Annotated in this window: 6 protein-coding genes and 1 pseudogene; all 7 read right to left on the minus strand. The window is 66.6% G+C overall.

The window, feature by feature from the left end; all coding sequences use genetic code 11:
• Positions 1–98 precede the first annotated feature (98 nt).
• Positions 99–1,244 carry a molecular chaperone DnaJ gene (gene dnaJ, locus Q4F91_RS01425; protein WP_303333983.1) on the minus strand — a complete coding sequence of 382 codons (1,146 nt, stop codon included), beginning with the start codon at positions 1,242–1,244 and terminating at the stop codon, positions 99–101.
• Positions 1,245–1,444: 200 nt separating this feature from the next.
• A complete protein-coding gene (gene dnaK, locus Q4F91_RS01430) occupies positions 1,445–3,364 on the minus strand; it encodes a molecular chaperone DnaK (protein WP_303333984.1) in 1,920 nt (639 codons plus the stop codon).
• 362 nt (positions 3,365–3,726) lie between these two features.
• The gene (gene grpE / locus Q4F91_RS01435) at positions 3,727–4,374 is read right to left on the minus strand and encodes a nucleotide exchange factor GrpE (protein ID WP_303333985.1); all 648 of its coding nucleotides are present in this window, start codon (positions 4,372–4,374) and stop codon (positions 3,727–3,729) included.
• Positions 4,375–4,474: 100 nt separating this feature from the next.
• On the minus strand, positions 4,475–5,512 hold the full coding sequence (hemH, locus tag Q4F91_RS01440) for a ferrochelatase (protein WP_303333986.1): 1,038 nt from the start codon (positions 5,510–5,512) through the stop codon (positions 4,475–4,477).
• Positions 5,513–5,648: 136 nt separating this feature from the next.
• On the minus strand, positions 5,649–6,239 hold the full coding sequence (locus Q4F91_RS01445; RefSeq protein WP_303333987.1) for a VUT family protein: 591 nt from the start codon (positions 6,237–6,239) through the stop codon (positions 5,649–5,651).
• Between the two features lie 125 nt (positions 6,240–6,364).
• Positions 6,365–7,345: a YheT family hydrolase gene (locus Q4F91_RS01450; protein ID WP_303333988.1), complete on the minus strand. Its 981-nt coding sequence runs from the start codon at positions 7,343–7,345 to the stop codon at positions 6,365–6,367.
• A gap of 89 nt (positions 7,346–7,434) precedes the next feature.
• Positions 7,435–8,388, minus strand: a pseudogene (locus Q4F91_RS01455) (DUF294 nucleotidyltransferase-like domain-containing protein); the annotation flags it as partial.

Consider the following 8,388-nt stretch of genomic DNA (forward strand, 5'->3'; position numbering starts at 1 on the left):
TCCCCGCAGCCAAAAGTAAAAGCCCGCGTGCCGGAGAACGACATGCGGGCTTCACTTTTGTCCGGAACCCGGGCCCCTCACGGGGCCCCGGGGCCGTGTCAGTCCCCCTTGAAGAAGGACTTCACGTTGTCGAAGAAACTCTTCGTCTGCGGATTGTGCTTCTCGCCGCCCTCCTTGAGCGACGCCTCGAAGTCACGCAGCATCTGCTTCTGCTTCGACGAGAGGTTCACCGGGGTCTCGACCACGATGTGGAGGTAGAGGTCGCCCGGCTGGTGGGTGCGCAGGTTCGAGATGCCCTTGCCGCGCAGGCGGAAGGTCTTGCCGTTCTGCGTTCCCTCGGGGAGCGTGATGCGGCTCTCGCCATCGAGCGTCGGGACCACGACTTCGCCGCCGAGGGCCGCGGTCGTGAAGGAGACCGGGAGCTCCATGTGCAGGTTGTCGCCGTCGCGCTCGAAGATCTTGCTCGGACGGACGCGGATCTCGACAAAGAGGTCGCCCGCCGGGCCGCCGTTCACACCGGGCTCGCCCTTGCCGGCCATGCGGATGCGCTGGCCGTCGTTGATGCCCGCGGGGATGTTGACCTGCAGCACCGTCGCGGAGCGCTTGTGGCCCGTGCCGCCGCACTCGGGGCAGGGATCGGCGATCACCTCGCCCGTGCCGTGGCAGTTCGGGCACGTCTGCTGGACCTGGAAGAGGCCGTTGCTCATGCGCACGACGCCCGCGCCGTTGCAGGTCGGGCAGGTCTTCTTCTTCGTGCCCGGGCGGCAGCCCGAGCCGTGGCAGTTCGAGCACTCCTCCCAGGTGGGCACGCGGATGTCCATCTTGCGGCCGTGGGCGGCGTCCTCGAAGCTCACCTCAAGGGAATAGCTCACGTCGTTGCCGCGCATCGCCTGCGGACCCGACGGGCCCGCGGAGCTGCGGCCGCGGCCGCCGCCGAAGAGGTCGGCGAAGATGTCGCCGAAGGCGCTCTGGAAGTCGCCCTGGTTGCCGAAGCCGCCGAAACCGCCCTGGCCGTTGGGATCCACGCCGGCCTTGCCGAAGCGGTCGTAGGCCGCACGCTTCTGCTCGTCGGAGAGCACGGCATACGCCTCGCCGATCTGCTTGAACTTCTCCTCGGCCGCCTTGTCACCGGGATTGCGGTCCGGGTGATACTTCATGGCCAGGCGGCGGTAGGCCTTCTTGATGTCGTCCTGGGAGGCGCCGCGCTCTACGCCGAGCACCTCGTAATAATTTTCTTCAGCCATCGCGCTTCCGTTTGATCGGTGCCCTCCTCGCTGCCGGGGCCTGCTGGCCCCGCCGGAGGGACGGCAAAATCTGAATCCGAAGAAAGGGCCGGCAGGTTTTCCCGCCGACCCTTCCAGAGTTTTCCGGCCCTGCCTCGCCCTTCTCCGGCCCCTTCATCCGAGGGGGCCGGCGGGTTCCGCAGGGAGAACCCGCCGAAGAATTACTTCTTCATGTCCGTGAAGTCGGCGTCAACGACGTCGTCGTCCTTCTTGCCGGCGTCGGCGCCCTGCTGTTGCTGCTGGGCGGCCTGGGCCTGCTGGGCGGCCTTGTTCATCTTCTCGCCGATCTTCTGGGCGGCGGTCATCAGACGCTCGACGGACTTCTCAATGGCGGCCTTGTCCTCGCCCTTGACCTTCTCCTGAACGTCCTTGATCGCGTCCTCGCAGGCGGCGCGGTCGGAGCTCTCAACCTTGTCGCCGAGATCCTTCAGGCTCTTCTGAACCTGGCTGATCGCGGCGTCGGCCTGGTTGCGGGCCTGGGCGAGCTCGAAGCGGCGGTGATCCTCTTCCTTGTTCGCCTCGGCGTCGCTCACCATGCGCTGGATCTCGTCCTCGGAGAGGCCGGAGCTCGCCTTGATGGTGATGTTGTTTTCCTTGCCCGTGGCCTTGTCCTTCGCGGAGACGTGCAGGATGCCGTTGGCGTCGATGTCGAACGCGACCTCGATCTGCGGCAGGCCGCGCGGAGACGGCGGGATGCCCTCGAGGTTGAACTCGCCGAGGAGCTTGTTCGAGGCGGCCATCTCGTGCTCACCCTGATAGACCTTGATCGTCACGGCGGGCTGGTTGTCCTCCGCGGTCGAGAAGACCTGGGCGTGCTTGGTCGGGATCGTGGTGTTGCGCTTGATCATCGCGGTCATCACGCCGCCCAAGGTCTCGATGCCGAGCGTGAGCGGGGTCACGTCAAGGAGCAGCACGTCGCGGCGCTCGCCCGTGAGGACCGAGCCCTGGATGGCGGCGCCGATGGCGACGGCCTCGTCCGGGTTGACGTCCTTGCGGGGATCCTTGCCGAAGTACTCGCGGACGACTTCCTGGACGCGCGGCATGCGGGTCATGCCGCCCACGAGGATCACGTCGGTGATGTCGGACTTCGAGGCCTTGGCGTCACGCAGGGCCTTGGCGACCGGCTCGATCGTGCGCTGGACGAGGTCCTCGACGAGGCTCTCGAACTTCGCGCGGGTGATGCTGAGGTTCAGGTGCTTCGGGCCGGTGGCGTCAGCGGTGATGTAGGGCAGGTTGATCTCGGTTTCCTGACGGCTCGAGAGCTCGATCTTCGCCTTCTCGGCGGCGTCCTTCAGACGCTGCAGGGCGAGGACGTCCTTCGAGAGGTCGGCGCCGGTGTCCTTGCGGAACTCGGTGATGATGTAGTCGACGAGGCGCTGGTCGAAGTCCTCGCCGCCGAGGAACGTGTCGCCGTTGGTCGAGAGAACCTCGAACTGCTTGTCGCCGTCGATGTTCGCGATGTCGATGATCGAGATATCGAACGTGCCGCCGCCGAGGTCATACACGGCGATCTTGCGGTCGGCCGTGCCGGCCTTGTCCATGCCGAAGGCGAGGGCGGCCGCGGTCGGCTCGTTGATGATGCGCTTCACCTCGAGACCGGCGATGCGGCCGGCGTCCTTCGTGGCCTGGCGCTGCGAGTCATTGAAGTAGGCCGGAACCGTGATGACGGCCTCGGTGACCGTCTCACCGAGGTAGTCCTCGGCGGTCTTCTTCATCTTGCGGAGAATCTCAGCGGAGACCTGCTGCGGAGCGAGCTTGTTGCCGGAGACCTCAACCCAGGCGTCGCCGTTGTCGGCGCGCACGATGCTGAACGGAGCGAGCGAGATGTCCTTCTGGACCTCGGCGTCGTCAAAGCGGCGGCCGATGAGGCGCTTCACGGCGAAGAGCGTGTTCTTCGGGTTCGTGACGGCCTGACGCTTCGCGGGGGCGCCGACGAGAATCTCGCCCTTGTCCATGTACGCAACGATCGAGGGCGTGGTGCGGGCGCCTTCGCTGTTCTCGATGACCTTGACGTGATCGCCTTCCATGATGGCGACCGCGGAGTTCGTCGTACCAAGGTCAATGCCGATGATCTTTGCCATGTTTCGTGGTTCCTGTTGCAAGTGATTCCGCCGCGCCTTTCCTCATCCGGAATCCTTCTCCGGTGCCGGCGGCATGCGGCGTGTTTTTAGAAATCTGTCCCGGAAGCCTCTTCGTCTGTCAGCCTGTTCAGGCCCGCGGCGGCTTCCGAATCTCGGGGCCCGGTCACCTCGCGGAGCCGGTCCGTTTCGTCTTTAATCTCTATATGGGGCCGCCCCGCTTTTTTTCAAGGGGCCGGGGAAAAACTTTTTTGCACTTTCTGCAGTTCCGCTCCCGGCGGGCGCTTTCCCGCCCGCCGGAAAGACGAAGCCCCGGCCTCTTTCAGACCAGGGCTTCCTCTTCTATATATGTATGCGCGGACGGATTACTGCGCGACGCTCACCATGGCCGGGCGGAGCACGCGGCCGGCGATGCTCCAGCCGCGCTGGAAGACCTGCACGACCTCGCCGGCCTTCTGGCCCTCGGGCGCCGGGACCATCATGATGGCCTGGTGCTGATGCGGGTCAAAGGCCTGGCCCTTCGGGTCGATCGGCTTCATGTCGGAGACGTCGAGCGCGTGGATGAGCTGGCGGTACGTGGCCTCCATGCCCTCGCGCACGGGGCTGGCGGGCTCGTCCTTGGTGGCCTCGAGCGCCTTCTCGAGGCTGTCGACCACGGGGAGCAGGTTCTCGGCGAACTTCTCGATCGCGAACTTGCGGGCCTTCACGAGCTCCTCGGTCGAGCGGCGGCGGGTGTTCTCCACCTCGGCCATCGCACGGACGTAGAGGTCATAGTGCTCGAGAACCTTCGCCTCGGAGAGCTTGAGCTGGGCCTGCAGTTCCTCGACCGTCGGGGCCTTCTCAGCCTCGGGGGCCTCGGCGCCGCACTCGCAGGATTCCTTCCCGCAGCAGCAGCCGGCCTCGGCCGTCTCGGGAGCGGCCTCGCCATGCTGGCAGCCGCAGCCGCCTTCGCCGCAGCAGCAGCCTTCTTCGTTCGCCTTCTTCTCTTCAGAGGGGTTCTGAGCTTCAGTCATTCTTGTTCCAGTCCTGTCGTTGCGGTCCGCGCCCCGGAAGGGCCCGGCGGAGCCGCCATTGATTCACTTGCCTTCTATATGGGGACGGCAGGCCGGAATTTCAAGCCTTCCCGGAGACCCAGCCCGAGAGTTCCCTCATGGCGATCTCCGTGTAGGCCCGGATCGCCTCGTCGGTCGCGTTGAGCGCGGGAATGTACTTGAAGGTTCCCGTGGGGTTCGCCGTGAGATAGGCGCGCTTCAGTTCGTCGCCGATCTCCTCGATCGTCTCGAGGCAGTCCGCGGCGAAGCCCGGGCAGATGACGTCGACGCGAGCGACGCCCTCGCGGCCGAGCCCCTCGACGAAGGGCAGCGTATAGGGCTGCAGCCACTCGTCGCGGCCGAAGCGGCTCTGGAAGCACACCGACCACTCGTCCTCGGCGAGCATGAGGCGCTCGGCGAGCCGCGCGGCGGTCTCGTGGCAGTGGCGCTCGTAGACGTCGCCGAGCTCCGAGCTCTTCGCCGGGATGCCGTGGAAGCTCATGACGAGCCGGCCGCCCGTCGCACGCGGGTCGCCCTCGCGCGCCCAGAAGTTCCGGAGATGCTCGACGAGCGCGCCGATGTAGCCCTCGTCGAGGTGATAGTCGCGCACCGTGCGGATCGCCGGGACGCTCCTCATCGTGAGCGCGGTCTCGAAGATCCGGTCAAGGCAGGCCGCGGAGGTCTGCGCGGCGTACTGCGCGAAGAGCGGCATCACGAGGACGCGCTCGATGCCGGAGTCGACAAGCCCGCGGAAGACCTCGTCCGCGGCGGGCCGTCCGTAGCGCATCGCCCAGGCGACGCGCACCGCGCCGCCCGTGCGCTCGTCCATCGCGGCCTGCAGCCTCGCGGCCGTGCGCTCCGTGTGGACGATGAGGGGCGAGCCCTCGGGAAGCCAGACGCCGCGGTAGCGCTCGGCGGACTTCGCGGGCCGGACGCGCAGGATGATGCCGTGCAGGATGGGCCACCACTTCCACTTCGGCAGCTCGATCACGCGGGTGTCGGAGAGAAACTCGGCGAGGTACTCGCGCACCGCGCCCGCCTCGGGCGCGGCCGGGGAGCCGGTGTTGATCAGGAGAATTGCGGCGCGCGGAGCGTCCGGGGTCTCGCGGGTGGCTGACATGGCGATCAGATTGAGGGATATAAAAAATGAGCTCTGCGCCTGTGTGTTCCCTTTGGGGTACACAGACTGCAGAGCTCATTCTGACTCCCTCATCTTAAGCGCCGCTTTTCTTCAGGGCGCCGATCGGGGAGAAGTGTCACGAAAGACCGGCCGCGTGCGTCTCGGCCGGGGCCGTGCGGCGGTGGCGGAACCACCAGAGAACGGCGCCGCCGAGGAGGCTCATCCAGAACTTGCCGAGCACCTGTCCGAAGAGGTAGTCGAGCGAACCGAAGGCGAGCGAAAGGAAGATCGCGCTGTCGACGGCGCTGCCGACGAGGCCCGAGAGGATCACCGCGGACGAGGGCCAGCGCTTTCTCATCGGGGTGTAGACCGCGAAGTCGGCGAGTTCGGAGAAGAGGAACGCCGCCGCGGAGCCGATCACGATCGAGGGTTCGGCGAGAACGGCCGAGAGCGCCGTGCCGGCGAGGATCGCCCAGACGGCGGCGCGGTTGCCGAGCAGGTTCTGCACGGCGTCGCGCAGCACGAGCGCGAGACCGGCGAGCATCACGGCCGAGGGCGACCAGACGCCGGGCCAGACGGGAATCAGGCAGGGGCCGTTCGGGTCGCAGACGAGACCCACGTTCATCACCACCCAGTTTCCGAGCGGAATGGTGAGGATGAAGAGCAGAAGAGTGACGAGACCGAGCTGCGAGGTGCGCTCGGACGGGATGAGACGGCTCAGGGCCATGGTGCGCTCCTTGGGGACGCCGCTCCGGCGGATATCCGGCGCGTCCGCTCAAAAAGGAAATGAAGGAAGACACCCTGCGGCGCCCTTCCCCCCCGGGGAAAAGGCGCACGCTCAAAGCAGACGGTTCAGCTGCCGGTGTCGAAGAATCGCATCACACGACGCGGGAGGTAATTCAGGTCCCCGGGAAAGCGCGCGCCCTCGGGGAAGCCCACGTGTCCGCCCTCCCTCGGGAACTCGCCGATCACCGACGCGCTCATCTCGCTCTCGCCGGGCAGGGCCCAGCCGGGATAGAACGGGTCGTTGCAGGCGTTCAGAAGGAGAAACGGCACGCGGATCCCGGGAAGGACCTGCTTGGCCGAGCACTTCTGCCAGTACTCCATCGCTCCCTTGTAGCCATGGACCGGCGCCGTGTAGATATCGTCGAAATCATACAGGGTCTGGCAGCGCTTCACCTGCTCGATGTCGAAGAGATCGGGCCATTGCTTCGCCTTCTCGATCAGCTTCTCCTTGAGGGTCTTGAGGAACATGTCCGCGTAGAGCGTGTTGACGCCCTTGCTCATGCGCTCACTGCCGGTGACGAGATCGATCGGGGCGCAGATCGAGACGGCGGCGTCGACGAGGTGCTGCGCCTCGGTCCCGAGGTCGCCCATGCACTTCGTGAGCTGGTTGCCGCCGAGGCTCACGCCCACGGCGTAGCGGGGCGCGTCGGGGTAGCGCTTCGCCACCGTTTCGAGCACCCAGCTCGCGTCGCCCGTGTCGCCCGCGAAGTAGGCGCGGGGCTTCAGATTCATCAGCCCCCCGCAGGTGCGGAAGTGCGCGACCACGCCCCTCCAGCCGCGCTTCACGCAACTATCCATGAGCGCCTCGGCATAGTGGCTGTCGCTCGCGCCCTCGAGTCCGTGGAAATGCACGAGCACGGGCGCCTTCGGGTCCGTCGGCTCGGGCGTCACCCAGTCCCAGGCGACGATGTCACCGTCGGGCATCCCGACGATCTCGCGCCGGTAGGTCACCTTCGGGCGCTCCGTGATGCGCGCCGGGATGACCGTCTGCAGATGCCCGCCCGGGCACCACGAGGGAGCGTGATATTCGGAATGAGAGAGCGGCATGACGCTTTCAAAGACCTCCGCGAAAAATTTCTTTGCTGAGGTCTCTGATTCTATGGCGCGCCGCCCTCCCTTCGCATCAGCCTAACGGCTCAGGCGCGTTCAGGTCCGTCGTTGCCGAAGACCGTGCGCCAGAGACGGCGCACGACCTCGCGCTCGTGCTCGACCATGCTCACGGGCACGCGCGCCGGGACGCTCTCGCCGGCGTTCAGGCGGATCTCGTGCTGCAGCGCGCGGTAGCGGCGGTAGGCGAGCACGGCCTCGCGGGCGAGTTCCTCGTCAAAGACGCCGATTCTCGCGAGCATCTCAAGGAGCAGGATGTTGCCGAAGTTGTTGACGAGCTCCGGATGCTCCGCGGAGAGCCCGAGCACGCAGTACTGCACGAGGAACTCCACGTCCACCATGCCGCCGCGGTCGTGCTTGAGGTCGAAGTCCCCGCTCTTGTTGGGGTGGCCGTCAAGCATCTTCGCGCGCATCTCGGACACGGCCTTCGCGAGCTCGTCGCGGTCGCGGACCTCGCGCAGGATCGACTCGCGCTCCGCTTCGAAGCGCCGCCCGAGATCCGGGTCGCCCGCGATGAAGCGCGCGCGCGTGAGGGCCTGATGCTCCCAGAGCCAGGCGCCGTTGCCGTCAATGTTCCTCTGGTAGCGCGAGAACATGTCGAACGAGCAGACCGCGAGGCCGTTCTCGCCGTTCGGGCGCAGACGCAGATCCACGTCAAAGAGCTTGCCCGAGGAGGTCTGGATCGTGAGCGCGCTGATCATGCGGCGCACGAGGCGGCTGTAGACCGGATCGGCGTCGTCGGCCGGGTCGTCGTAGAGGAAGACGAGATCAAGGTCGCTCTGGTAGCCGAGCTCCTTGCCGCCGAGCTTGCCGTAGCCCACCACCGCGAACTTCGGCGGCTCCTCGGCGCGCTTGCCGAGGCTGTGCCACGAGAGATCGAGGATCTCGGCGATCACCGCGTCGGCGAGCGCCGAGAGGTGGTCGGCGAGGCGCTCGACCGAGAACCGGCCGTCGAGGTCGGCGATCAGGAGGCGAAAGACCGC

The sequence above is a fragment of the Sutterella sp. genome (assembly GCF_030539355.1).
Classification (GTDB): Bacteria; Pseudomonadota; Gammaproteobacteria; order Burkholderiales; family Burkholderiaceae_F; genus Sutterella.

Excerpts from the sequence above, each read along its gene's own strand:
- hemH (WP_303333986.1), bottom strand. The coding sequence starts at position 5,512 with ATGTCAGCCACCCGCGAGACCCCGGACGCTCCGCGCGCCGCAATTCTC.
- Q4F91_RS01450 (WP_303333988.1), bottom strand. The coding sequence starts at position 7,345 with ATGCCGCTCTCTCATTCCGAATATCACGCTCCCTCGTGGTGCCCGGGC.
- Q4F91_RS01445 (WP_303333987.1), bottom strand. The coding sequence starts at position 6,239 with ATGGCCCTGAGCCGTCTCATCCCGTCCGAGCGCACCTCGCAGCTCGGT.
- dnaK (WP_303333984.1), bottom strand. The coding sequence starts at position 3,364 with ATGGCAAAGATCATCGGCATTGACCTTGGTACGACGAACTCCGCGGTC.
- grpE (WP_303333985.1), bottom strand. The coding sequence starts at position 4,374 with ATGACTGAAGCTCAGAACCCCTCTGAAGAGAAGAAGGCGAACGAAGAA.
- dnaJ (WP_303333983.1), bottom strand. The coding sequence starts at position 1,244 with ATGGCTGAAGAAAATTATTACGAGGTGCTCGGCGTAGAGCGCGGCGCC.